The following is a 22782-nucleotide window of genomic DNA, read 5'->3' as shown; positions in this document are numbered from 1 at the left end:
GCCCTGTAAAAGCCATCTTTATAGTTTTGTCATCCATACACTCTTCTCAGAGGACAACATGATGACGCTCTTTTCCAGTCAACCCGGCGACGAAGGACTTCCCGGCCCGGCGCGCGCACGGGTGATGGCCGCAATTATGACCACCACCTTAATGGGCGTGTTTGATGGCACCATGATCAACATTGCCCTGCCCTCCATGGCTCAGGAGATGCAGGTACCTGCCAGTATTGCCGTCTGGTTCGCCAACGGGTATCTGCTGGCGGCTGCGATGACGCTGGCGATATTCGCGGCGCTTGCGGCCCGCCTGGGTTATCGCCCCGTATTTCTGGCAGGTCTGACGACCTTTACCCTGACATCACTGGGTTGCGCGCTGGCGAATACACCCGAAGTGCTTATCGGTATGCGCGTGCTTCAGGGGATCGGCGGCGCGGCGACGCTGAGTATTGCCCCCGCAATCCTGCGGTCCGTATTTCCCGGGCGATTGCTTGGCCGCATTCTGGGGTTGCACGCCCTGCTCATCGCCTCCAGCTCCGCTATCGGGCCGGTATTGGGCGGGACGATCCTTCACACCCTGAGCTGGCAATGGCTGTTTGCGATAAACGTTGTTCCCGGCACCCTCGCCTTACAGCTGGCGGTCAAAGCGCTGCCGCGGGATGCGGTTCGAAAGCAAGCGCCTTTCGACACCCCGGGCGCGATATTGTCGGCGCTGCTGTTGGGGTCGACGATCATGGCGGCGAACAGCCTCCAGGACTATCATCCCGGTAGCCTTTGCTGGACAATGCTCGCTGCGCTGAGCGGCATGGCGTTTATCTGGCAGATCCGCCGCGCGGATAACCCCTTACTGCCGCCGATGATGTTTAAAAATGAACGTTTTACCCTCGCGGCCTTCACGTCGATGATTGCTTTTGTCAGCCAGGGGATCACCTTTATTGCGCTGCCCTTCCTGTTTCAGAGCGAATACGGCTACAGCCCGGTGTTGTCTGCCCTGCTGTTTACGCCGTGGCCGCTAGGGATCGTACTGATTGCGCCGCATGCAGGCCGGTGGGCAGACACGATTTCAGCCCCGGCGATATCCACCCTGGGGCTGATGATTTTTGTCGTCGGTTTGATCCTGCTGGCAACATTACCCGACCGCCCTTCAGTGTGGGATATCTGCCTGCGGAGTCTGGTGTGCGGAGTGGGGTTTGGCTGCTTTCAGAGTCCCAATAACCGGGAAATGCTCTCCAACGTTATTCGTGAGCATGCGAGCTATGCATCCGGTGTTTTATCCATTATGCGCACGTTCGGGCAGTGTCTGGGCGCCGCCGCCGTGGCCGTTCTGCTGGCCGCAGATGAAAGGTCAATTCATGTTGCGCTGTGGGTCGCCGCCGCAGCTTCTGCGGTAGCGGTCGTCGTCAGCGCGAGCCGGTTGCGTAAAATCACTCATCCTGCGGAAACAGGATGAGCACGAAAATATAACTAAGCGCTACTCCAGCGCCAGCAGCGCAAAACTCGCCAGCCAGTGGCCGCCGCTGTAGTGACTGCCGACAACATGTTCCACGCTTGCCGAGAGATGGCGCGCAACGGCATCCTGTAACGCCTGTTGCGCCGGGTGGTTTTCCGGCAAAGCGCGGGCAATGTGCTTCATACACCACGCGCGGCTGAGGTTAAGCCCGTCCAGATGTGCGATTTTTGGGTCGGTGCGGTCGCTTACCTCAGCCGGGTTCATCAGCGCTGAAACGGCACCCACTTCAGGCAGAAACGCATCGAACCAGGCCGGGAAATTCTCTACCACCTTACTCATCAGTAACGCCTCGGTCAGCGCCCCGGAGATATACTCGTCGCCGCCCGGCTCATAATGCGCCGGATATTGCGTGTCCGTATGATAAAAGCGCGTCGCCGCGTCCAGGATCGCCTGTTCAAGCCCGTCATCCGTCACCGCCCGGGCATAATCCAGCCCCAGCGCGAGCGCAAACGCCGTGTTGTAATGTGTTCCGACGCGGATGGGATAGGTGAGCTTGCTGAGGTAATCCACCAGCCGCTGGCGAATATCCCGCGTTAACGGTTGCAGCGTCTGGTACCAGCGCTCCGCCTGTGGCAGTGACGACTGTTTCAGCTCCTGCGCCAGCGCCAGCAGCCAGCCGTAGCCATAAGGCCGCTCAAACGACGCGCGGAACGGCGCGGTAAAATAGGCCAGCTCCTTCGCCACCTTCTCGTCGATCAGGTGTTCTTCGAACAGAGTGATGATCTCTTCCCGGCACGGCAGTTCGGGCCAGAGACGCAGGCAGCGCAGCAGCAGCCAGTAGCCGTGCACCGCAGAGTGCCAGTCAAAACAGCCGTAAAAGATCGGGTGCAGCTCGCGAGGCGGCAGAACGTCGCCGTCATCGTTGAGCAGATGCATAATGTGGTTCGGGTATTCCTGACGTAAATAGGTCAACGGCATTCTGGCGAAGGCGTCAGCCTGATGTTGCGTTAATTCCATTGCAGCTCCTTAGCGAAACACGAGGAAATACATTAAGAACACGTTCACCACCAGCAGGGTTAACGCGGTCGGGATCTGGATCTTGATAACCTGATATTTGTCTTTTAGCTCCAGCAGCGCGGCGGGCACAATGTTGAAGTTGGCGGCCATCGGCGTCATCAGCGTGCCGCAATAGCCTGCGTACATACCGATAGCCAGCAGCGGCGCCGGGTTACCGTGATGGACGTTAATCAGGAATGGCAGAGCGATACCGGCGCTTAACACCGGGAAGGCTGCGAAGGCATTACCCATGATCATAGTAAACAGCGCCATCCCCACGCAGTAAATGACCACCAGCATGAAGCGGCTGTCTGGGTTCACAAACAGGCTGACCACCTTTTGTACCGATTCGCCGGTATTCGCCACCACAAACACCCCGCCGAGCATGGCCAGCATCTGCGGCAGGATCACCGCCCAGCCAATGGTATCGACCAGACGACGAGACTGACGAACCGCATGCAGCGGCGTACCTTTTGTCAGCCACCAGCCGGTGAGGATAGCCGCCACGCAGGCCACGCACAGCGCCGCCAGCGTAAGCTGTTTCTGATCGAGCAGATAAACGCCGCCAGTCGACACGCCTTTCAGAAACAGCGTCCCGATGACCGTTACCACGGGGATCATCAGTGCCGGTAAAAACAGCCAGTTTTTCAGCCGGTTCGACGAGGCAACACGCTCCTCCTCGGTGGACATTTTATAATGCCCCTTCCCGACCAGCCCGAAACCGGCCAGCAGCGCAATCACGATAACGGCGCCGCCAATAATGCGATACGCCAGCGACTTACCCAGCTCCTGCACCATCAGATCGCCAAACAGGAATATCCCGCCGAACAGAAACCAGAACAGCGCCGTGGTATAGCGTTTCGGGTTAGCGCGGTCGCGAAGGGTCATCACAACCAGCAGCATCACGACGAAGCCGATCAGGTAATACACGCGGTTAATGGTGATGAGGGTCATCATGGTGCGATCTCCTGCGTACCCTGCTCTGCTTTCCAGGCCATCACGTCGCGACGAATGCTGGCGTCGAGGCGCAGCAGACGCGTCATATGGATGATCAGTGCCGCAATAGCGGTCGGAATGGCCCACAGGCCGATATGCAGCGGTTCGATCCCCTCGATCCCGTTCTCTTTCAGGAACGCATCAATCAGCAGTACCGCGCCAAAGGCGATAAAGATATCTTCCCCAAAGAAAACCGCGATATTGTCACACGCGGCGGCATGGGCTTTGATTTTGTCGCGGATAGTCTGCGGCAGTTCGCCGTATTCATTCAGGGCCGCCCCTTCCGCCATCGGCGCCAGCAGCGGACGCACCGTTTGCGCGTGGCCGCCAAGGGACATCAGGCCCAGCGCAGCCGTCCCTTCGCGGGCGACAAAGTAGAGCATCAGGATACGCGCCGAGGTGGCGCTGGCGATCTTCGCGACCCAGGCCTGGGCGCGCTCTTTCAGCCCGTAATACTCCAGCAGGCCAATCACAGGCAGGATCAGAATGAAGGTGGCAAGCGATCGGCTATTCACGAACTTTTCGCCAAAGGTTTCCAGCAGCATACCGAAATCCATGCCAACCAGCAGGCCCGTCGCCAGCCCCGCCACCACGACAACCAGCAGCGGGTTGAAACGCAGTGCAAAACCAATAACCACCACCGGAATCCCGATAAGTGGCAACAGTGTAGAACTGTCCATAAACGTTACCCTATCCAAAGTGAGCGTTGCGCGCCGACGGCTATTTTTTATACTTCGCAGCAGAGCGAAGCCGGTGCATTACGGCGCGCGATGTTGTGTTTTGCGTCAGGCTCCACAGAACCTGCACTAAAAAGCTATATCTGAACGTCAAAAACATGTAAACAATTTATCAATAAAATGTTCTTATTTTATCGACGGGTTTACATTTCGGGGGAAGGATCGTTATGACAGTAAACAAAAAGACGACAGCGTTAAACCACGACGATATTGCGGACGGGCGAATCGTCTCCTCCCGTCATCTCGTCTCAGAGCGGTGTGCTGAATTATCAGAGCTGGAATATGCGCTGATCATGACCAGCAATGCGTTTAACAAATGGATGGTGCGCTGCATGACCGCTGCGGGTGAACCGGATATGGGGGCCTTTGACGTTTCGCTTCTGCACCACGTGAATCACCGCAACCGCAAGAAAAAGCTGGCCGACATCTGCTTTGTGCTGAACGTGGAAGATACCCACGTGGTGACGTATGCGCTGAAAAAGCTGGTCAAGGCGGGATATGTCACCAGCGAGAAAGCCGGAAAAGAGCTTTTTTTCTCCACCACGGAGGAGGGAAAAGCGCTGTGCATGAAGTACCGGGAGGTGCGGGAGGCCTGCCTGATCAACATTCATGCGGAAAGCGGCATTCCGGGTGCATCAATTGGCGAGACCGCGCAGTTACTCCGCGCGATCTCCTCCCTGTATGATACCGCCGCACGCGCGGCGGCCTCGCTTTAAGGACGGCGGAAAAGCGTCATACTCCGCCCGGCCAGTTCATAATCGACGGATTCCGTGATGATTTCCCCTGTGGGGGCCTCATCCGCCGTCGAAAGCTCCAGCACCCAGCCCCCTTCGCCAAACTGCGGGATCTGGAATGGAACCGTGCCTTCAAACGGGTTAAACAGCATCAGCACGTCGTGCCAGACGCCCTCTTCCTGCTTAAGATCCGGGCGGCTGATGGCAAGACCAAGGGTGGAACCCTCGTCCCATTGTTCCGACTGCTGCGGTCCGCCGCCGGCGTTAAACCAGCGGATCTCCAGCCCGTCGCGCCAGTTCTCACGTCGCAGCAGCGGCTGCGTCGCGCGCAGGGCAATCAACCGACGGGTAAAGTCGCGCAGCTTCTCGTCGTTTTCAGAGAGCCCTTTCCAGTTTACCCAGGAGATCTCGCTGTCCTGACAGTAGCCGTTATTATTGCCCTTTTGCGTCCGGCCAAACTCATCCCCTGCCAGCAGCATCGGCGTACCGTGCGAGAAGAAGAGCGTGGTGAGGAAGTTGCGCTTTTGCCGCTCGCGGGTGGCGATGATATCCGGGTTCTCCGTCGGCCCTTCTTCGCCGTAGTTATACGATCGGTTATCGTTATGTCCGTCGTTATTATCTTCCCCGTTATCGGCGTTATGTTTCTCGTTGTACGACACCAGGTCGTTCAGCGTGAAGCCGTCATGCGCGGTAATAAAATTGACGCTGGCCCACGGACGACGCCCGCGCAGATCGTACAAATCACCGGACCCTAACAGACGGGCGGCAAAATCGTTAGAGACGTTATCCCCCTTCCAGTATTCACGTACCGTATCGCGGTATTTGTCGTTCCACTCACCCCAGCCTGGCGGGAAGCCTCCCACCTGATACCCGCCCGGGCCGATATCCCACGGCTCACCGATGAGCTTCAGCTTCGACAGCACCGGATCCTGGGTCACGGCATCGAAGAAGCCGCCGCGCGGATCGAACCCCTCCGGCTCACGTCCGAGAATGGTCCCGAGGTCAAAGCGGAAACCGTCAATCTGCATCGATTCTGCCCAGTAACGCAGGGAGTCCATGACCATCTGCAATACGCGCGGGTGGGAAGTATTAACGGTGTTCCCGGTGCCGGTGTCGTTGATGTAATACCGGTGCTGATCCGGCATGGTGCGGTAATAACAGAAGTTATCAATTCCCTTAAACGACAGGGTTGGCCCCAGCTCGTTGCCCTCCGCCGTGTGGTTATAGACCACGTCGAGGATCACCTCGATGCCCGCGTCATGATAGGCACGCACCATGTCGCGGAAACCCTGGATCCCCGCAGGGCCGTAATAGCGTGACGCTGGCGCAAAGAAACCGAGCGAGTTATAGCCCCAGAAGTTTTTCAGACCGCGATCGAGCAGGTGCTGATCGTCAGGGAACCAGTGAACCGGCAGCAGCTCGACCGAGGTAATCCCGAGGCTTTTGATGTACTGCACCGACGCTTTATGCCCCATCCCCTCAAACGTACCGCGCAGTTCAGGCGGAATAGCCGGGTTAAGCTGGGTAAAGCCTTTTACGTGGCTCTCATAAACCACGGTATGCGGCCACGGGATATCGGGTCGGCGGGAGTCTTGCCAGTCGACGGCATTGGGGTCGATGACCTTACATTTGGGCGTAAACGGCGCGCTGTCTCGCGTATCAAAGCTGAGATCCAGCTCTTCGTGTCCCAGCTCATAACCGAAGTGGGCATCGTTCCACTCAATGTCACCCACCAGTTCACGGGCATAGGGGTCAATAAGCAGCTTATTGGGGTTGAACCGGTGACCGTTCTCCGGATCGTAAGGGCCATATACACGGTAGCCATACAGCACCCCCGGTTTCAGATCCGGCACATAGCCGTGCCAGACCTCATGGGTATATTCCGGCAGTTCCAGGCGGGTGATTTCTGTTTTTCCCGATGGGTCAAACAGACACAGCTCCACCCGCTCCGCATGGGCGGAAAACAGGGCGAAATTCACTCCTTTCCCGTCATAATATGCGCCCAACTGTTGGCCATGACCGGCCCGAATTTCAAACGTTGTATCCTTTGGCATTTTTGTTCTCCTCGATTATTCGCAGGTAAGCAGAACCAACAAACATCCCTTTTCAGACGTTAAATCCAGCGTCTCTGGCAGAAGGCGACGCTCACCGGTAAACAGATCCCGGTAGTGCTTCCCGGCCAGCTCCTGGGGTATGGCCACCGTAGTATTGGCCCACAGCATCGCATTGTCGGTGACGTCAAACACCAGACGCGGCACGGCGACGATCAGCGCCTCGTCATCTTTTATGCGGGCATAAACGATCAGATTCTCTTCCCGCTCGCCGGTCACCTTCAGCGGCAGCCAGTCGCCGTAGCGGAAAAGCGCGGGGTAATGCGGCCGCAGCCGTAACAGCGTGGCGGTGACGTACTGCTTCACGCTGCCGTCTCGCCAGCGTTGCGCATCGTTAAAAATGGTTCCATCCGCTACGCTGAGGTTTTCCGCCAGCGCGGTGAAATCCGGTTCGCGGCGGTTATCCGGGTCGACCAGGCTGAAGTTAAGCCCTTCGCTGCCCTGGTAGATGTCCGGTACGCCTGGCGCAGTCAGCTTGATCACCGTCTGGCTCAGGCTGTTCATTAACCCCGCCCGAATAAACGGCTGGAGTGCGGCACTGAAATCGCGCAGGAACAGGGTGTTGTCCGGGGAAAGCAGATGGCGCACGTAGTCCAGCACCACGCTCTCGTACCCTTCGTTGCTGTCGATCCAGTCGGTACGCTGCTTGGCCTCGCGCAGGGCTTTCTCAATAAAGCCGAGGAAACGCTCTTCCAGTGACTTAAGACCATCACGATCGTCTGGCGACAGCGTGGCTGGCCAGACGCCCGCCAGCGCCTGGAAGATCATCCAGGTGTCGGCGGCGTTCGGCGCGGTGCCGTCGTTGAGGAATCGGACCTGCGTCTGGTTCATCTGCCGCCAGCGCGCCAGGTTTTCTCCCCACAGATCTGGCGCTTCCGTCAGCGTGTATAGTCGCGCTCGCGCATCCTCGCCGCGTTTGGTGTCGTGGGTGGAGGTTCCCAGCAGCGCATCGGGCTGGCGGGCAAGACGAATGCGCATCTCCTGATGAAAACGGGAAAGTGAAAATGCGCGCGGCGTCGGGTCAGCGCCGACTTCGTTCAGGGCCAGCTCCAGGTTATGGCGGAAGAACAGCGTATCCTCTACCGATTTCGCCATCAGCGGCCCGGTCAGTTGCTGAAAACGGGTGCGGAAAAGCGAGGCCAGCGCGTGGTCATCCTCCGGCAGATCGCCGGTAAGAATACGCACGATCAGGCTGAGCGCGGGTTCAGAGCTGTCGACGCTGGCGACCACGCGGCTGAGCAGCGCCACATCCGGTGGCGTCAGCCCCTCTCCGGTGCCGTAGGTGCGATACACCGGAAACGCGATAAGCAGCTCGCGCAGGGCATGGCGGATATCCTCATGCTCCACTTGGGCGCCGTTATGCCCGGCCAGCTCGCTGGCTATTTTGAGCAGCGTGGTAAATTCACCTTCAAAATTACGATCGGTCATCAGCCCTTTGGCTTTGCGAAGTTCCGCCTGCCTGTCCATGGTCGTACCCAGCGTCTCGTCGTAGAGCGTCTCCAGTCGCGAGAGGTTGGTATCATCCACCAGCACTTCCGCCAGCGAGGCAATAAACTCATAGCCCGTAGTACCCGAGACCGGCCACTCCGGAGGAAGCTGTTCCCCTTTGGCGAGGATCTTCTCTACCGTGATGTAGCAATCCGGTCCGGTCGCCGCACGCAGGCGCTGCAAATAGCCCAGCGGATCGGCAAGCCCGTCCACATGGTCAATGCGCAGGCCGTCGACAACCCCGGCGTGAACAAGCTCAAGGATCAGGCGGTGCGTGTCTGCGAAGACCGCCTCATCCTCTACCCGCACGCCGACCAGCCCGGTGATTTCAAAAAAGCGCCGCCATGAAAGCTGTTTCGGCGCTTCCCGCCAGGACATCAGCCGCCAGCTTTGCGCCTCGTGGATCTCAGCGATGCTCTTGCCTTCGGCATACGTGCCGGGATTAAGCGGATAGGCGGTATCATAGTAAACCAGCGCTGCGCTGTTGGTGACACTGTCACGTTTTAAGGTGATAGCCCCCCGCTCCAGCTCGGCTTCAAAGGTGTCGCCAAGAAACGGCAACGTCAGCGGTCGGGACCAGTCGATATCAAAATATGCCGCATAGCGGCTCTGCCTGCCTTGTTCTATAACATCGCGCCACCAGCGGTTTTCCAGCGAGGTCGACATATGGTTAGGAACGATATCCAGAATCAGCCCCATCCCCGCCTGCTTCAGCGCTGCCGCCATGCGGTCAAACCCTTCCCGCCCGCCAATCGCCGGGTCGATTTCGTTGGGGTCGGTCACGTCATAGCCGTGGGTGGAATCCGTGGTTGCGGTGAAAACAGGCGACGCGTAAAGATGGCTAATTCCAAGGTCTTTCATATACGGAATCAGGTCCACCACGCGATCGAAGGTCATGCCGTTGCGAAACTGAATTCGGTAAGTAGAGGAAGGGATCATAGCGCTGCTTCTCCATCAGCTAAGCGAACAACAATGCTGTTTGGCGGCAGGTTATCGACTGCCTCCGGCCAGCTAAAGATCGTTTTTCCGGGCAGGTTCGGTAAGGCGAGCGGCTTTTTGCCGATATTCAGCGCCAGCGACAGCGTACCGGATGGGAAACGCCAGCTCACGGCAACCATGCCGAGCGCCGTTTGCAGGACGTTACCCTCCACGGCGCCCCGCTGTTTCAGTAGCGGGACGATAAAGCGCTGACGCAGCGCAATCAGTTCGCGCGTAGCGTGCAGCCACGCCCTGCCTTCCTCCGTGTCTGCCTTGTTCCAGTCAAGCTTCGACCGCATAAAGGTATTTACGTCATTGGGGTCCGGTACGGTTTCATCGTGCCCGGCATGGCCGGTAAACTCTTTCGCGCGCCCTTCCCGCACGGCTTTCGCCAGGTCGCCGTGGAAGTCGGTGAAAAAGAGGAACGGATGCGTTTCGCCATACTCCTCGCCCATAAACAGCAGCGGAATATGAGGCGACATAAGCAGCGCCGCAAACAGCACACGCGTTTTATCCGCGCCTGCCAGAGAGATAAGCCTCTCCCCCTGGGCACGGTTGCCGACCTGGTCGTGATTCTGAATAAAATCGACAAAAAACTGCGGAGGTTGCTCGCGACACTCTACCCCGCGCGATTTTCCGGTCTGAAGCGAGATTTCCCCCTGGTAGACAAAGCCCTCTGCCAGCGCCCGCGCCAGTTTTTTCTCCGGCTCAAAGGCAAAATCCTGATAATAGGCGTGTGATTCCCCGGTCGCGAAGACATGCGCGGCGTTGTGAAAATCATCATTCCATTCGGCGGTGAAAAGCGGCGTCTGACCATGCTCATCGCGCGGATGCAGGAAAATCACGTTGCGACTGTCTTCGGTGGTCAGATGGATATGCCGATCCGGAAATGCGTCGCGGATCCGTTGCGCTATCTCGGGAAGAATATGGGTCTCAGCGTCGTCATGGATCTGGTCGATGGCGTCGAAGCGCAGACCGTCAAGATGATACTCCGAGAGCCAGAATAACGGCGCCTCGGCGATGTATTGCCGGACGGCCTCAACCTCATAGGCAATACCGTTGCCCCACGGGGTCATACGATCCCGATGGAAAAACGCTGGCGAGAGCAACGGCAGGTAATTACCTTCCGGGCCAAAGTGGTTGAGTACGATATCCAGCACCACGGAAAGCCCGAGCGCGTGGGCGGCATCAATGAAGGCATGAAAATCATCCGGTGTGCCATAAGCCGAGTGCGGGGCATACAGCAGTACGCCGTCATACCCCCATCCGCGCGCGCCCCCGAACTGGGACACGGGCATCACTTCCAGTTGCGTAATACCCAGCCCGGCCAGATAAGGCAGTTTGTCGATGGCCGCCCTGAAGGTTCCTTCCCCGGTGAAGGTGCCGATATGCAGCTCGTAGATCACCGTCTCTTCCCACGATCGTCCTTGCCATTCCCGCTGAGTGGGCAGGCTGCGACGCGGGTCGATCACCACCGACGGGCCGTTGACGTCAGCCTGCTGCGCGCGTGAGGCCGGATCCGGCACCGCCATTCCATCCTGTAAAACAAACTGATAAGTCGTACCGTGCATGACGCCGGGCACGTCAATCTGAAACCAGCCGTCGCCCACCGCCGCCATGGGAATGTCGGTATCGGTTAAACGTAATGTGAGATCTTTCTGCCCTTCTGCCCAGACGCGAAAACGTACAACGTCATCGGAAATAAACTCAGCACCCCAGTGCCTGCGACATGTTCTGAATTCCATTCATTGTCCTCGAATGACCACCTTTTACGCGGAACGAAATACAAGCTTAGACCAGGATCTACAGAGTGTTATGCCAGCAGGGGATGCCGCTTCGTCTATTATCTATTTATAACTCCCACTTAAGGAATACTATGCATATTCGAAAAGGATTAAGTACAGACCTCGCCCGCCTTGAATGTTGTGATTTTTCTTTCAAGGTTGATGAGATTGCCAGAGAGCCATTTCTCAATGGTGATTTGCATATCGAGGCGCTGACCGAACCTTATCTTAAAACCTATGAGCTTGATCTCCAGACACTGGAAAATCATTGCGTTAATCCGGATTCAATATTTCTTATCGCCGAAACGGATGACGGTGAAATCGCCGGTTTTATTACCGCGTCCTGCAACTGGAATAAATTTATTTCGGTGGATTACATTGCCGTGGAGCGTTCAAAACGCCGTACGGGCGCGGCGCACAAGCTGATGTCCGCCACCCACGTCTGGGCGCGAAGCCTCAATGCGCCCGGGTTACGGCTGGAGACGCAGAACGTTAATGTTTCTGCCTGTCAGTTCTATCGTCACTATGGGTTTATTCTCGGCGGTTACGATCGCTACCTTTACAACGCCCTGCCGGAAAAAGATGAGGTGGCCCTTTTCTGGTATTACATGCTGGCTTGAGAAAATATTTTATATCCGCTACCAGAAGATAGATTTGTCTGAATTTGTCAATTTTGCCCGCTTACGTTTAATTAACGACTAATCTTTGAATTCACTATTAAGGAGGCCGGTATGTCTACAGGAAATAATCACACGCTGCATTACCCTCGTCCACCGTTTGCTGAACAACCGCAAAGGGCCCCCGGGCTGGCATCGGAAATGAAGCCAATACCGGATCACGGTGAAACAAGTTATATCGGATCAGGCAAACTGGCAGGAAAAAAAGCGCTGATTACCGGCGGTGATTCCGGAATTGGTCGCGCAGTAGCGATCGCCTATGCCCGTGAAGGTGCAGATGTGGCTATTGGCTATCTCCCGGAAGAGGAGTCCGATGCGGCATCGGTCATTGCGCTGATTCGGGCCGAAGGCCGTAAAGCGGTCGCCATTCCCGGCGACATTCGCGTGGAGTCGTTCTGCGATACGCTGGTAGAAAAAGCCGTCGCAGAACTGGGTGGCCTGGATATCCTGGTGAACAACGCCGGACGCCAGCAGTACTGCGAATCGATCGACGATCTCACCACGGCAGATTTCGACGCGACGTTTAAAACCAACGTCTATGCCCCCTTCTGGATCACTAAAGCTGCGCTGCGCCATTTGCAGGAAGGCGCCGTGATCATCAACACCACTTCCGTTCAGGCGTTTAAACCGAGCGCGATCCTGGTGGACTATGCGCAGACCAAAGCCTGTAACGTGGCCTTTACCAAGTCTCTGGCTCAGCAGCTGGGGCCGCGTGGCATTCGGGTGAATGCCGTCGCGCCAGGTCCATACTGGACGCCTCTTCAGTCCAGCGGCGGTCAGCCGCAGTCCAAAGTTCAGAAATTCGGGGAAGATACGCCCCTGGGCCGACCGGGCCAGCCGGTTGAAATCGCACCGCTGTATGTGCTTTTTGCCTCAGATACCTGCTCATACGCCTCCGGACAAGTATGGTGCTCTGACGGCGGTACCGGCGTGCTGTAAAGCATCCTCTCAGACCTATCCATTTCATGGATAGGTCACATTCACTTCCCTGCTGTTCTCAAAAATCTCAGTTGAACTATGATGAACTTACTATTGAGGAGCCCATCATGTTTACTGTGAAAAAACTTGCGTTATCAACCCTGTTGACCGGTTCGGTTTTATTCTTTCCCGCGATCCACGCGGTGGCCAGCGTTCCGCAGCATGTGGTGAAACAGCAGGCCGGCGGCTACAGCGTTCAGGTTGGCGATACGATTGTCACCGCCTTTACGGACGGCAGCGTGCCGCAGGACCTGCACGCCTTACTGCGCCGGACGACGGCGGAAAATACCGATGCGTTACTGGCCAAAAACTTCCAGGCCAATCCGGTGGAAGCATCGATTAACGCGTTCTATATCGCTATGCCCGGCCACAAAATTCTGGTGGATACCGGCTCCGGTCAGCTCTTTGGCCCCGGCAAAGGCGGGCGGCTGATTGAAAGCCTGGCGACGCAGGGCATCAGGCCGCAGGACATCACCGATATCCTGATCACCCACGCGCACTCCGATCATGCAGGCGGCCTGGTCAAAGACGGTCAGCGCGTATTTACCCGTGCACAGGTGTATGTCGGCAAACCGGATATCGATTTCTTCTTTAACGACGAGAACCAGAAAAAATCTGGCTATGACCAGAACTACTTCGACGTCGCGCACAAGACCTTAAAGCCCTATCTGGATGGCGGGAAAGTGAAGACTTTCTCCGGGACGGAACAGCTTCTGCCGGGCATCAGCGGTACGGTTCACCCGGGCCACACCCCAGGGTCCGCGTTCTACACGCTGGAGAGCAAAGGTGAAAAAATTACCTTTGTCGGCGACATCATTCACGTTGCCGCGGTTCAGTTCCCACAGCCCAACGTGACGATTGCTTACGATGAGGATCAGGACGGAGCCGCCCGGGTACGCAACGCAGCGTTCGCTGAGTTTGTGAAAAACAAAGATCTGATTGCGGCGCCACATCTGCCTTTCCCCGGGATCGGGTATGTGAAGAAAGGTGAGCGGGAAGGCTACGCGTGGGTTCCGGTGACCTATACCAACCGGGACGCGCAATAAGAGAGTCTCTGCGTCCCAGGCTAAATATGTCAGCCTGGGACCGCTATCTCACGCCCAGGGCCCCGCGGCCGGGTATTAACCAGCCGGCGAAATCTGTTCGGCCCTGCGCTCAACCTGTCAGACAGCCAGCCATTTTTTTGCGTTCGCTTTCATATTCGCTTCTAGTTCACTGTCACGCGTGGCAAATACGCGGCCGAGGGGAAAACCGCTTTGTTCCAGCAGATAAGCTAGCGCGGCATATTCCCGCGGATAGTTGGCAGCAATTTTTGAATCAATCTCAACCGGGCCCAGCGGAAAGGTGAAAATACCCATGTCGTAGATGCTCTGACGATGGAACAGCTTCCATACGCCCTCTCTCTTTTCTGCCAGATCGTAGAAACGATTGTGGCATTCGCATCCAATATTAAGTTTTATATTTTCAGCGATGATCATCGCATTGGTTTCAAGAATCGCTTTGTCGCCGCGGTCGTTAAAAGTGACGACGGGCGAGCCAATCATATGTTTTGTGCGCAAATCTGAAGCGCCCATACGCATGGAACCCTCGACAAAATCGCTCGCGAGCCCTTCGAACCACGTAATTTCGATTGTGCCGTCCGGATGAAAAAGATTACGCAGCTGCTCCCATTCGCCCAGGTCGCGGTGCATCCAGCCATTCATGAGGTCGTTAAGATCCTGACGGTCTTGCAGTTGGTGAGTTTGCATTGTTTGGTTCCTGTTTGAGTTGATGCGTTCAGTTTGGCCGTGAAGCGGTTTATACTCAAATATATATATTTTACTAAACAATCATTTTTAATGATGAGTCAGGGTGGCAATGGAACTCCGGCACTTACGCTATTTTTTGGCTGTTGCAGAAGAAGAGCATTTTGGACGCGCGGCTGAGCGACTCCATATTGTTCAGCCTGCGCTTAGCATGCAGATTAAAGCCCTTGAAACCGAGTTAGGCGGTCCGCTGTTTATCCGCACCAGCCGTCGTGTGGAACTTACTGAGGCCGGATCGCTTCTTCTCAGCGAAGCCAGACTGATGCTGGAACAGATGGAACACACGCGTCTGGCAGTCCAGCGTGCGATACGGGGAGAGACAGGGCGTGTACGGGTCGGTTTTGCCGGGAACGCCATTTTTAGTGGCAAAATGATTACCGATGTACGTCGCTTCCGTAAAACCCATCCGGATGCAGAAGTCACCATTCAGGAAATCGCTCCCCAGAAACAGGTAGCTGCGATCCTCGCAGGGCATATTGATGTCGGTTATACACCGGATAACAGTACGACAGCCGATCCGCAGATCAGGGTGCAGAAAACCGGAAACTGGGAGATGATAATCGCAATGTGTGACGATCATCCCTTAGCCATCCATCCGCACCTCTCCGTTGAAATGCTCGCCGGTCATCCCCTGGTCCTGTACGACGCGCATGACGCCAATGAAAATCTGACTGTGCTGCTGGCGCAGCAGCTCGGGGATGGTTTTTGCGTGGCACATCGTTCAAACAGTACGCTAAGCGTTCTGGCATTTGCCGCAGCCGGGCTCGGTCTGGCGCTGGTTCCCGCCCCCCTGCAACAGGTGCAAATACCCGGACTGATTTACCGCAACCTGAATGCTCAGGCGCTGACCGCAAATCTGGTCATGATCAGCCGCATGCAGGAGCCAGGTAATGCAGTGACTGCTTTTCTGGCAATGGCTAACCTTCCCTGTTGAACAACGGCAGCAAGCTATGACGCACAATAAGATGCCCTCCTCCGATATGGATATGGACCTGATCCTGACGCTGGATGCGTTACTCAGGGATCAGAATATCACCCATGCGGCCGCGCGGCTGGGCATCAGCCAGCCGGCGATGTCTGCCCGCCTTGCGCGCCTGCGCGTCCTGTTCGATGAGCCGCTGTTTATCCCTTCCCCACACGGACGTGGGGTGTTACCTACGCCGCGCGCCGAGGGGTTAAGGCCGCAGGTCGCGACGGTTTTGCAGGGTATATCGGCGATGCTTGAACCCACCACGTTCAACGCGCATAACAGCACCCGCACCTTTGTGATTGCCCTGCACGAGAACCCGGCGCTGATGCTGGGGGCAGAGTTGCAGAATCAGATTAGCAGCGCAGCACCAGGCATCCGCCTGCGTTTTGCGCTCCCGGAAACCCCGCTGCTGCCAGCGCAGATGGAAAATGGCGATGTGGATATTTATGTCGGCGTTAACGCGGGGGCGCACGATGCATGGGTCAGACGCAAGCTGTTTGACGATGAATATGCCACCGCCCAGCGTAAAGGCCATCCGCGCGGTACGGGGCCGATGGATCTGGAAAGCTATTGCAGCCTTTCCCACCTGGTGGTTTCATCCGAGGGCGACCCGTTCGCGGGCTTTGTCGATCAGCATCTGGCGGGGCTTGGCCACCAGCGTAACGTGGTGATGTCGACGCAAAGCTATGCGATGGCGCCTGCGATTGTTGCCGGTACCGATTTGCTCTGCACCCTACCCAGACGCATGTTGCTACGGTTCACGCAAACGCTTGATATTTTTCCGCCGCCGCTGGATCTCCCTCCGATCGTCATCGGTATGTACTGGCACCCGAAAAACAGCCAGGATCCGGCTAACCGCTGGCTGCAAGAACAGCTTCTTCAGGCCGCCGGACGTCAGGTATGATCGAGGATGCTCATCAATTTTTTCAGGACCTCAGAGCGAATAATCCGGTGGCAAACCAGCGTCAGCTCGCTCTCCCGGAGTCGGTCAAGAATATCCACAAAGACGACGTTTTGTACGCATATCGCCTTCGCTGAAGCCGGCAGCATGGCGATGCCAAACCCTGCCGAGACGAGACTTATCACCGTGGGGACATCGGTGGCATTTTGCACAACGTCAGGCTGTATGCCCGCGCTGTGGCAGGCATCATAGAAATATTGCTCCAGCCCCATCCCCTCCGGGTCGCGCAGGGCGATCCACTTCTCCTCTTTCACCGACGCAAGCGTCAGCGCGGCGGAGCCCGCCAGGCTATGTTGACGAGGTAAGGCCAGCACGGCCTTTTCCGTTGTAAATGGACGGCTTTGCAGATCGTCAGGCAATAGCGGTAACGGGGCACGAATAATGGCCACATCCAGCTGGTTGCTTTGCACGCCGGTATAAAGGGTTTGCACGTTACCCGTCATCATGGAAAGGCTGATGGCGGGCCATTTCTCATGTAAAAGCCGTAGCGCGGCGGGTAGCTTACTGTCGAATATCGCACTTGAAACACATCCGAGATTCAGCACGCCCTGTTCCCCTCTGGCCGTCTGTCTGGCATCCAGAATCGCCTGATCGGTCATTAAAATCGCGACTCTGGCTTTACTGAGAAATGCCTCACCGGCTGGCGTCAGCGTCAGGCGACGATTCGCCCGGCTAAAGAGCAAGACCCCAAGACGATCTTCAAGCGTTTTTATCTGCTGGCTCAGCGCTGGCTGCGCCATGTTAAGGCGCTCCGCCGCCCGATGCATGTGAAGCTCTTCCGCCACCACGATGAAATTGCGCATCAGTCGAAACTGCATACCATGCCTTTATTATTGATAATAAAATTCATATTAAAATAGCATAAATGATGCAATTGATAGCCCTCTTCGTCCGGTTAAGAATGGAAGCCTTCATCCGAGGAGGGAAATATGAAAAACCACATCAACGATCTCAGAAGTGCTATCGAACTGCTCAAACGCCATGAAGGTCAATACCTTGAAACCAGCCATCCGGTCGATCCTGACGCGGAGCTGGCGGGTGTGTACCGGCATATTGGTGCTGGCGGCACGGTAAAACGTCCGACGCGCATTGGCCCGGCGATGATGTTTAACGCTATTAAGGGATATCCCGACTCCCGTATTCTGGTCGGAATGCACGCCAGCCGCGAGCGGGCGGCGCTCCTGTTGGGCTGCGAGCCCTCTGAACTGGCAAAACATGTCGGCCAGGCCGTGAAAAACCCGATTGCTCCCGTTGTGGTTCCGGCGGCACAGGCGCCGTGTCAGGAACAGGTATTTTATGCCGACGATCCGGACTTCGATCTGCGTAAATTACTTCCGGCACCGACCAACACGCCGATAGATGCCGGTCCGTTCTTCTGTCTGGGGCTGGTGCTGGCAAGCGATCCGGAAGATGCCTCACTGACCGATGTCACTATTCACCGTCTCTGCGTGCAGGAGCGCGATGAGCTCTCCATGTTTCTTGCCGCGGGCCGCCATATTGAAGTGTTCCGTAAGAAAGCCGAGGAGGCGGGCAAACCGTTGCCGGTCACGATCAATATGGGTCTCGATCCCGCTATCTATATTGGCGCCTGTTTCGAAGCCCCTACCACGCCCTTCGGCTACAACGAGTTGGGGGTCGCCGGCGCGTTACGTCAGACCCCCGTAGAGCTGGTGCAGGGTGTGGCCGTAAATGAAAAAGCGATAGCGCGTGCGGAAATTATCATCGAAGGCGAACTGCTGCCGGGCGTGCGTGTAGAAGAAGATCAGCATACCCACACCGGGCACGCGATGCCGGAATTTCCCGGCTACTGTGGGGAGGCTAACCCCTCCTTACCGGTAATCAAAGTGAAGGCCGTCACGATGCGTCATCAGGCGATCCTGCAAACCCTGGTAGGACCGGGCGAGGAGCACACCACGCTGGCCGGTTTGCCAACGGAGGCCAGCATCCGTAATGCGGTGGAAGAAGCCATCCCCGGTTTTCTGCAAAACGTCTATGCGCATACCGCTGGCGGCGGCAAGTTTCTTGGCGTATTGCAGGTGAAAAAACGCCAGCCCTCTGACGAAGGGCGTCAGGGTCAGGCGGCACTCATTGCGTTAGCCACCTATTCCGAGCTTAAAAACATTATTCTCGTCGACGAAGATGTGGATATTTTCGACAGCGACGACATCCTGTGGGCGATGACCACCCGTATGCAGGGCGATGTCAGCATCACCCATCTGCCGGGGATCCGCGGACACCAGCTCGATCCGTCTCAGGCCCCGGACTACAGCCCCTCCATTCGTGGCAACGGGATCACCTGCAAAACGATTTTCGACTGTACGGTGCCCTGGGCGCTTAAGTCCCGCTTTGAGCGTGCGCCCTTTATGGAGGTAGACCCGACGCCATGGGCGCCTGAACTGTTTAAAAAATAGCGTTAACCGGAAAATCTTCTTCACTCTTCACGGGTGAAGAACCTCACGCTGAAATTGCCGCGTCCCCTGCTTTCTTGTAACCTTTGAGCGTTTATCACATCCCCATAAAAAATGAGACTACCGGACGCCTATGACAGCACATATTTCCAACGATCCTTTGCATGGCGTAACGCTCGAAATGCAGGTTAACGCGCTGGTTGCGCGATATGGCTGGAATGAACTGGGCAACCGAATCAAAATCAACTGTTTTCGCAAGGACCCGAGTGTTAAATCGAGTCTGAAGTTCCTGCGCCGCACCCCATGGGCGCGGGCGGAAGTTGAAGCCCTCTACCTCGACTCACTTCACGATGACGGTAACGGGGAACAGGACGAACCGGCGTTTAATCCCTGGACGGATAGCCGGACACCCAGGAGCTAACACGCAAATGATGCGACACGTAAAACGGACTGGCGCGCTGCTTGGCTGCGCGCTTTTACTGGTAAGTTGCACTTCCAAACCACCCAAATCACTCGTTACCCCGCTGCCGCAGGCGAAACCTCTACAGCAGACTAACGAACCCATGCGCGGGATCTGGCTGGCGACCGTCTCCCGTCTCGACTGGCCTCCCGTGTCATCGGTGAATGGCCGTAGCGCGGACCAGCGTATCGCCCAGCAACAGCGGGCGCTGACGGACAAGCTCGATAAGCTGAAAAAACTTGGGATCAACACCGTCTTCTTTCAGGTAAAACCGGACAGTACGGCGCTGTGGGCCTCTAAAATACTGCCCTGGTCAGATACCCTGACGGGGACTATCGGGGAAGATCCCGGTTACGATCCGCTTCAGTTTATGCTGGATAAAGCGCACAAGCGCGGGATGAAGGTTCATGCCTGGTTTAACCCGTACCGCGTTTCCACCAACACGAAGCCGTCGACCATCGCCGCGCTTAACCGCACCTCGTCGCTTCATCCTTCCAGCGTGTACGTCCAGCATCCGGAGTGGATCCGCACCTCGGGGGATCGTTTTGTTCTCGACCCGGGCATTCCCGACGTGCGGGACTGGATAACCCAGGTGGTGATGGAAGTGGTAAATCACTACCCTGTCGACGGCGTTCAGTTCGATGACTATTTTTACACCGAGACGCCGGGGTCCACCCTGAATGATGCCTGGACCTTCAGGCGCTATGGCGAAGGTTTTGCGTCAAAAGCGGACTGGCGTCGACACAATACGCAGCAGTTGATTGTGCAGGTTTCAAGGGCGATCAAGCAGGCTAAACCTGAGGTCGAATTTGGCGTTAGCCCGGCGGGGGTCTGGCGCAATCGCTCCTTCGACCCGGCAGGCTCGGACACGCGCGGTGCCGCAGCCTATGATGAATCCTACGCTGACACGCGCAAATGGGTACAGCAGGGTTTACTGGATTACATTGCGCCGCAGATCTACTGGCCCTTCGCCCGCGACGCGGCACGTTACGATGTGCTGACAAAATGGTGGGCTGACGTGGTGAAACCGACCCATACCCGCCTGTATATCGGGATCGCGTTCTACAAAGTGGGCGCGCCTTCCAGAAACGAACCGGACTGGACGGTGAACGGCGGCGTACCGGAGCTGAAAAAACAGCTCGACCTCAACGATTCACTGCCAGACGTTAAGGGCACCATCCTGTTCCGTGAAGACTATCTTAACCAGCCGCAGACGCAGGAGGCGGTAAATTACCTCCGGGGACGCTGGGGTAATTGACTGAAAAAAGGCAGAAACGTTCTGTTTCTGCCTTTCTTTTACGGCTTCGGCCCGAACATCGCCTCAAGCTGTTTTGCGTCTGGCATACCCACGACCTGTTGCAGTTCGTTTTGCTCATTCAGGTAATAAATAGCCGGTGTGGCATTCGCGCCGAGACTGTCCATTAGCGTCTGGTGATTTTGCAGGATCTCAACGGTTTCCCGGGAAGCCGCAGCTTCAGGTTTCGGCAGCTTTTTCCCGCCGGACAGCTCGTACGTTTTCCAGGCCGACACCGGATCTTTCGCATTCAGGATCGCGGAGGCGTTACGCCCGCTGTTCGGGTTAAGAAATGCAACCAGCAGCGTATTGAGCTGAACCTTGCCAGCCTTCACCCACGGCTGCGCTTCAGCCCAGAACTGCTTGCAGTACGGGCAGAACGGGTCGGCAAAGACGAAGACTTTGCGCGGGGCACTCTCCGCGCCCTCTTTCAGGGGATGCGCCGCATTGAGCTTTTTCCACATCTCGCGGCCCATCGGGGCGTAGATCTCTTTCTGGAAAAAGGCCTCGCTGAGGTTGGTTCCCTTCTCATCATAAAGATAACCAGACACGACGTGCTTTCCGTCAGGGGTCAGAAAGAGCGTCACGCCCATGTCCTGATATTTCCCCAGCCACGCTGGCGCGCCGCCGGGGGCGTCAATTTTCTTGATGATTTTGATGTCCTGCTGTTCACTGAAGTGCTTCACCACATCCGGAAGCGACTCCTCTGCCCTGACCAGCCCTGAAACCATCAGAGCAGAGAGTAACAGCACCTTTTTCTTTGCTAACCGTTGAAGCATAACGACCCCTTTAAAATATTGTTTTTCAGAGTGGTCGAAGTTTATTGTCCTGTCAACGCTTCATAAATATCCTTGAGGCGACTACGCAAAAATCGCACGGCTTTGTGTTTGCGGGATAATAACGCCTGCACACTGTCGCCTGTTTCCTCTGCCAGCATCTTCATGCTGTAGCCCTCAAATTCCGTTTTTTCAAACACCTCGCGCTGAGGTGGCGGCAGTTCCGACAGGGCTTGCCCCAACTCTTCCCATAGCAGCATGTTGAGATACTCTTCCTCCGGCGTTTGCGGTACGCCGAATAACGTTTCTGCAATCTCCTGCTCCGGAAAGTCCTCGTCATCTGCTGTCAGGTACCCCGGCAGTGAAACCTCGTGCTTTTTTCGCGCCCGGTCGATCATCTCATTTCGTGCGGCGCGAAACAGCCAGGCGGCGACGTTCTCGACCGGTTGTTCCACTTTCATCAACTGCCAGGTCACTTCCTGAAGAATATCATCGACATCATCACGAACCGCAGTCCGTCCGCGAATGAAGGCTTTTAGCCGCGCGCGGCAGGCATTGAGTGCCGAGATCAGTAATGATTCCCCCGCCTCACCGGCTTTCATATCGCTCACTCGGCTTCCGGCGCTTTTGCACCGTTATCATCTCGCTTTTCATCCCGGCCATCGTGCCACCGGCAATGACCGTGGCGCCCAAATCCCGCCCGACGCTGCTGAATGAAGGCCTCACGTTGTTCGGGGCTCATATTCATCCATTGTTCGTGCATACGGCGGTGCGCACCGAACATGCCCGGACGGAAACCCAGCCCACCGAAAAGAATGCGGCTCAGCAGCAGGATCCCCAGCGCCTGCCAGAAGCCAATGGCTTTAACCCCCAGGATGGCCGGGAGCAACGCGTTCCACAGGGACATGACCAGCAGGCCAAGCACCACGAACAGGACTGCGCCAATTACGATGCCCTTACCCATACGATGGCGGCCCAAACCACGCCCGTGACCTTTTCCGTGCATATCAAAATTTCTCATGTGTACCTCGTTTATGTTGAATGATTATGGTCTCTGATGAGGTAGACGGATGAGGAACAGAAATATTGCCGGGGAAAGATAAAATTTATGTCATAGCGGCTTTG

21 protein-coding genes are annotated in these 22782 nt (G+C 56.5%); 10 read left to right on the top strand and 11 right to left on the bottom strand.

Annotated elements, in window-relative coordinates; all coding sequences use genetic code 11:
* Window positions 1-61: 61 nt before the first annotated feature.
* The gene (locus ACOTYH_RS08695) at window positions 62-1444 is read left to right on the top strand and encodes an MFS transporter (protein ID WP_032648336.1); all 1383 of its coding nucleotides are present in this window, start codon (window positions 62-64) and stop codon (window positions 1442-1444) included.
* Window positions 1445-1465: 21 nt separating this feature from the next.
* On the opposite strand, the gene ACOTYH_RS08690 is transcribed toward ACOTYH_RS08695, so the two are convergent.
* From ACOTYH_RS08690 to ACOTYH_RS08680, 3 genes are read right to left on the bottom strand one after another with little or no spacing between them, the layout of a single operon-like run.
* The gene (locus ACOTYH_RS08690; RefSeq protein ID WP_017382342.1) at window positions 1466-2461 is read right to left on the bottom strand and encodes a DUF2891 domain-containing protein; all 996 of its coding nucleotides are present in this window, start codon (window positions 2459-2461) and stop codon (window positions 1466-1468) included.
* 9 nt (window positions 2462-2470) lie between these two features.
* Entirely contained in the window at window positions 2471-3457 is a 987-nt protein-coding gene (locus tag ACOTYH_RS08685; protein ID WP_128771619.1) for a DUF979 domain-containing protein, read from the bottom strand.
* The gene (locus ACOTYH_RS08680) at window positions 3454-4176 is read right to left on the bottom strand and encodes a DUF969 domain-containing protein (RefSeq protein ID WP_003857121.1); all 723 of its coding nucleotides are present in this window, start codon (window positions 4174-4176) and stop codon (window positions 3454-3456) included. The genes ACOTYH_RS08685 and ACOTYH_RS08680 overlap by 4 nt, the downstream gene beginning before the upstream one ends.
* A gap of 224 nt (window positions 4177-4400) precedes the next feature.
* Here ACOTYH_RS08680 and ACOTYH_RS08675 point away from each other — a divergent pair, with 224 nt between their 5' ends.
* Window positions 4401-4949, top strand: a complete 549-nt coding sequence (locus ACOTYH_RS08675) for a winged helix DNA-binding protein (RefSeq protein ID WP_017382340.1) — start codon at window positions 4401-4403, stop codon at window positions 4947-4949.
* On the opposite strand, the gene glgX is transcribed toward ACOTYH_RS08675, so the two are convergent.
* From glgX to treZ, 3 genes are read right to left on the bottom strand one after another with little or no spacing between them, the layout of a single operon-like run.
* Entirely contained in the window at window positions 4946-7021 is a 2076-nt protein-coding gene (gene glgX / locus ACOTYH_RS08670) for a glycogen debranching protein GlgX (protein ID WP_421637683.1), read from the bottom strand. The genes ACOTYH_RS08675 and glgX overlap by 4 nt on opposite strands.
* Window positions 7022-7036: 15 nt before the next feature.
* Window positions 7037-9505, bottom strand: coding sequence for a malto-oligosyltrehalose synthase (gene treY / locus ACOTYH_RS08665; RefSeq protein WP_421637682.1), 2469 nt, complete (start codon window positions 9503-9505; stop codon window positions 7037-7039).
* Complete coding sequence (gene treZ, locus ACOTYH_RS08660; protein ID WP_332944988.1) at window positions 9502-11289, bottom strand: malto-oligosyltrehalose trehalohydrolase; 1788 nt, start codon at window positions 11287-11289, stop codon at window positions 9502-9504. Before treZ ends, treY begins: the two co-directional genes overlap by 4 nt.
* Before the next feature lie 131 nt (window positions 11290-11420).
* Here treZ and ACOTYH_RS08655 point away from each other — a divergent pair, with 131 nt between their 5' ends.
* From ACOTYH_RS08655 to ACOTYH_RS08645, 3 genes are all read left to right on the top strand, one after another.
* Window positions 11421-11948, top strand: a complete 528-nt coding sequence (locus ACOTYH_RS08655) for a GNAT family N-acetyltransferase (RefSeq protein WP_032653615.1) — start codon at window positions 11421-11423, stop codon at window positions 11946-11948.
* Window positions 11949-12059: 111 nt separating this feature from the next.
* The gene (locus tag ACOTYH_RS08650; protein WP_017382335.1) at window positions 12060-12944 is read left to right on the top strand and encodes an SDR family oxidoreductase; all 885 of its coding nucleotides are present in this window, start codon (window positions 12060-12062) and stop codon (window positions 12942-12944) included.
* A 107-nt stretch (window positions 12945-13051) separates the two neighbouring features.
* Window positions 13052-14029 (top strand): MBL fold metallo-hydrolase, encoded by a 978-nt coding sequence (locus tag ACOTYH_RS08645; RefSeq protein WP_015570508.1) that lies wholly within the window; start codon window positions 13052-13054, stop codon window positions 14027-14029.
* A gap of 117 nt (window positions 14030-14146) precedes the next feature.
* On the opposite strand, the gene ACOTYH_RS08640 is transcribed toward ACOTYH_RS08645, so the two are convergent.
* Window positions 14147-14731, bottom strand: coding sequence for a nuclear transport factor 2 family protein (locus ACOTYH_RS08640; RefSeq protein WP_015570507.1), 585 nt, complete (start codon window positions 14729-14731; stop codon window positions 14147-14149).
* A gap of 109 nt (window positions 14732-14840) precedes the next feature.
* Between ACOTYH_RS08640 and ACOTYH_RS08635 the strand changes: the two genes are divergently transcribed.
* Both ACOTYH_RS08635 and ACOTYH_RS08630 read left to right on the top strand, forming a co-directional pair.
* A complete protein-coding gene (locus tag ACOTYH_RS08635; RefSeq protein WP_015570506.1) occupies window positions 14841-15722 on the top strand; it encodes a LysR substrate-binding domain-containing protein in 882 nt (293 codons plus the stop codon).
* Window positions 15723-15738: 16 nt separating this feature from the next.
* Entirely contained in the window at window positions 15739-16662 is a 924-nt protein-coding gene (locus tag ACOTYH_RS08630) for a LysR family transcriptional regulator (protein ID WP_234095248.1), read from the top strand.
* Here the strand turns inward: ACOTYH_RS08630 and ACOTYH_RS08625 are convergent.
* Window positions 16653-17537 carry a LysR substrate-binding domain-containing protein gene (locus tag ACOTYH_RS08625; protein ID WP_017382331.1) on the bottom strand — a complete coding sequence of 295 codons (885 nt, stop codon included), beginning with the start codon at window positions 17535-17537 and terminating at the stop codon, window positions 16653-16655. The two genes, ACOTYH_RS08630 and ACOTYH_RS08625, sit on opposite strands and share 10 nt — an antisense overlap.
* A 111-nt stretch (window positions 17538-17648) precedes the next feature.
* On the opposite strand from ACOTYH_RS08625, the gene ACOTYH_RS08620 reads away from it, so the two are divergent.
* From ACOTYH_RS08620 to ACOTYH_RS08610, 3 genes are all read left to right on the top strand, one after another.
* Window positions 17649-19130: a UbiD family decarboxylase gene (locus ACOTYH_RS08620; RefSeq protein ID WP_017382330.1), complete on the top strand. Its 1482-nt coding sequence runs from the start codon at window positions 17649-17651 to the stop codon at window positions 19128-19130.
* 130 nt (window positions 19131-19260) lie between these two features.
* Window positions 19261-19548, top strand: coding sequence for a VF530 family DNA-binding protein (locus tag ACOTYH_RS08615; RefSeq protein ID WP_000123965.1), 288 nt, complete (start codon window positions 19261-19263; stop codon window positions 19546-19548).
* A gap of 7 nt (window positions 19549-19555) precedes the next feature.
* Window positions 19556-20845 (top strand): glycoside hydrolase family 10 protein, encoded by a 1290-nt coding sequence (locus tag ACOTYH_RS08610; protein ID WP_421637681.1) that lies wholly within the window; start codon window positions 19556-19558, stop codon window positions 20843-20845.
* 38 nt (window positions 20846-20883) lie between these two features.
* On the opposite strand, the gene dsbG is transcribed toward ACOTYH_RS08610, so the two are convergent.
* Genes dsbG through ACOTYH_RS08595 form a run of 3 tightly spaced genes read right to left on the bottom strand, consistent with a single transcriptional unit; the run spans window position 20884 to window position 22678 of the window.
* The gene (gene dsbG, locus ACOTYH_RS08605) at window positions 20884-21660 is read right to left on the bottom strand and encodes a thiol:disulfide interchange protein DsbG (RefSeq protein ID WP_015570501.1); all 777 of its coding nucleotides are present in this window, start codon (window positions 21658-21660) and stop codon (window positions 20884-20886) included.
* A gap of 41 nt (window positions 21661-21701) precedes the next feature.
* Window positions 21702-22259, bottom strand: a complete 558-nt coding sequence (locus ACOTYH_RS08600; RefSeq protein ID WP_023296645.1) for an RNA polymerase sigma factor — start codon at window positions 22257-22259, stop codon at window positions 21702-21704.
* Window positions 22260-22264: 5 nt separating this feature from the next.
* On the bottom strand, window positions 22265-22678 hold the full coding sequence (locus ACOTYH_RS08595) for a hypothetical protein (protein ID WP_015570500.1): 414 nt from the start codon (window positions 22676-22678) through the stop codon (window positions 22265-22267).
* Between the last annotated feature and the right edge of the window lie 104 nt (window positions 22679-22782).

Source organism: Enterobacter cloacae complex sp. SHL001 (genome assembly GCF_049236825.1).
Classification (GTDB): domain Bacteria; phylum Pseudomonadota; class Gammaproteobacteria; order Enterobacterales; family Enterobacteriaceae; genus Enterobacter; species Enterobacter hormaechei_C.
This window is presented reverse-complemented; position numbering and strand designations above follow the sequence as displayed.

What these genes read in the sequence shown, in the direction of transcription:
- ACOTYH_RS08600 (WP_023296645.1), bottom strand. Translation starts at nt 22,259, where the DNA reads ATGAAAGCCGGTGAGGCGGGGGAATCATTACTGATCTCGGCACTCAAT.
- ACOTYH_RS08595 (WP_015570500.1), bottom strand. Translation starts at nt 22,678, where the DNA reads ATGAGAAATTTTGATATGCACGGAAAAGGTCACGGGCGTGGTTTGGGC.
- ACOTYH_RS08620 (WP_017382330.1), top strand. Translation starts at nt 17,649, where the DNA reads ATGAAAAACCACATCAACGATCTCAGAAGTGCTATCGAACTGCTCAAA.
- ACOTYH_RS08690 (WP_017382342.1), bottom strand. Translation starts at nt 2,461, where the DNA reads ATGGAATTAACGCAACATCAGGCTGACGCCTTCGCCAGAATGCCGTTG.
- ACOTYH_RS08610 (WP_421637681.1), top strand. Translation starts at nt 19,556, where the DNA reads ATGATGCGACACGTAAAACGGACTGGCGCGCTGCTTGGCTGCGCGCTT.
- treY (WP_421637682.1), bottom strand. Translation starts at nt 9,505, where the DNA reads ATGATCCCTTCCTCTACTTACCGAATTCAGTTTCGCAACGGCATGACC.
- ACOTYH_RS08625 (WP_017382331.1), bottom strand. Translation starts at nt 17,537, where the DNA reads ATGCAGTTTCGACTGATGCGCAATTTCATCGTGGTGGCGGAAGAGCTT.
- treZ (WP_332944988.1), bottom strand. Translation starts at nt 11,289, where the DNA reads ATGGAATTCAGAACATGTCGCAGGCACTGGGGTGCTGAGTTTATTTCC.
- ACOTYH_RS08695 (WP_032648336.1), top strand. Translation starts at nt 62, where the DNA reads ATGACGCTCTTTTCCAGTCAACCCGGCGACGAAGGACTTCCCGGCCCG.
- ACOTYH_RS08635 (WP_015570506.1), top strand. Translation starts at nt 14,841, where the DNA reads ATGGAACTCCGGCACTTACGCTATTTTTTGGCTGTTGCAGAAGAAGAG.
- ACOTYH_RS08655 (WP_032653615.1), top strand. Translation starts at nt 11,421, where the DNA reads ATGCATATTCGAAAAGGATTAAGTACAGACCTCGCCCGCCTTGAATGT.
- ACOTYH_RS08675 (WP_017382340.1), top strand. Translation starts at nt 4,401, where the DNA reads ATGACAGTAAACAAAAAGACGACAGCGTTAAACCACGACGATATTGCG.
- ACOTYH_RS08645 (WP_015570508.1), top strand. Translation starts at nt 13,052, where the DNA reads ATGTTTACTGTGAAAAAACTTGCGTTATCAACCCTGTTGACCGGTTCG.
- ACOTYH_RS08680 (WP_003857121.1), bottom strand. Translation starts at nt 4,176, where the DNA reads ATGGACAGTTCTACACTGTTGCCACTTATCGGGATTCCGGTGGTGGTT.
- ACOTYH_RS08615 (WP_000123965.1), top strand. Translation starts at nt 19,261, where the DNA reads ATGACAGCACATATTTCCAACGATCCTTTGCATGGCGTAACGCTCGAA.
- dsbG (WP_015570501.1), bottom strand. Translation starts at nt 21,660, where the DNA reads ATGCTTCAACGGTTAGCAAAGAAAAAGGTGCTGTTACTCTCTGCTCTG.
- ACOTYH_RS08640 (WP_015570507.1), bottom strand. Translation starts at nt 14,731, where the DNA reads ATGCAAACTCACCAACTGCAAGACCGTCAGGATCTTAACGACCTCATG.
- ACOTYH_RS08685 (WP_128771619.1), bottom strand. Translation starts at nt 3,457, where the DNA reads ATGATGACCCTCATCACCATTAACCGCGTGTATTACCTGATCGGCTTC.
- ACOTYH_RS08630 (WP_234095248.1), top strand. Translation starts at nt 15,739, where the DNA reads ATGACGCACAATAAGATGCCCTCCTCCGATATGGATATGGACCTGATC.
- ACOTYH_RS08650 (WP_017382335.1), top strand. Translation starts at nt 12,060, where the DNA reads ATGTCTACAGGAAATAATCACACGCTGCATTACCCTCGTCCACCGTTT.
- glgX (WP_421637683.1), bottom strand. Translation starts at nt 7,021, where the DNA reads ATGCCAAAGGATACAACGTTTGAAATTCGGGCCGGTCATGGCCAACAG.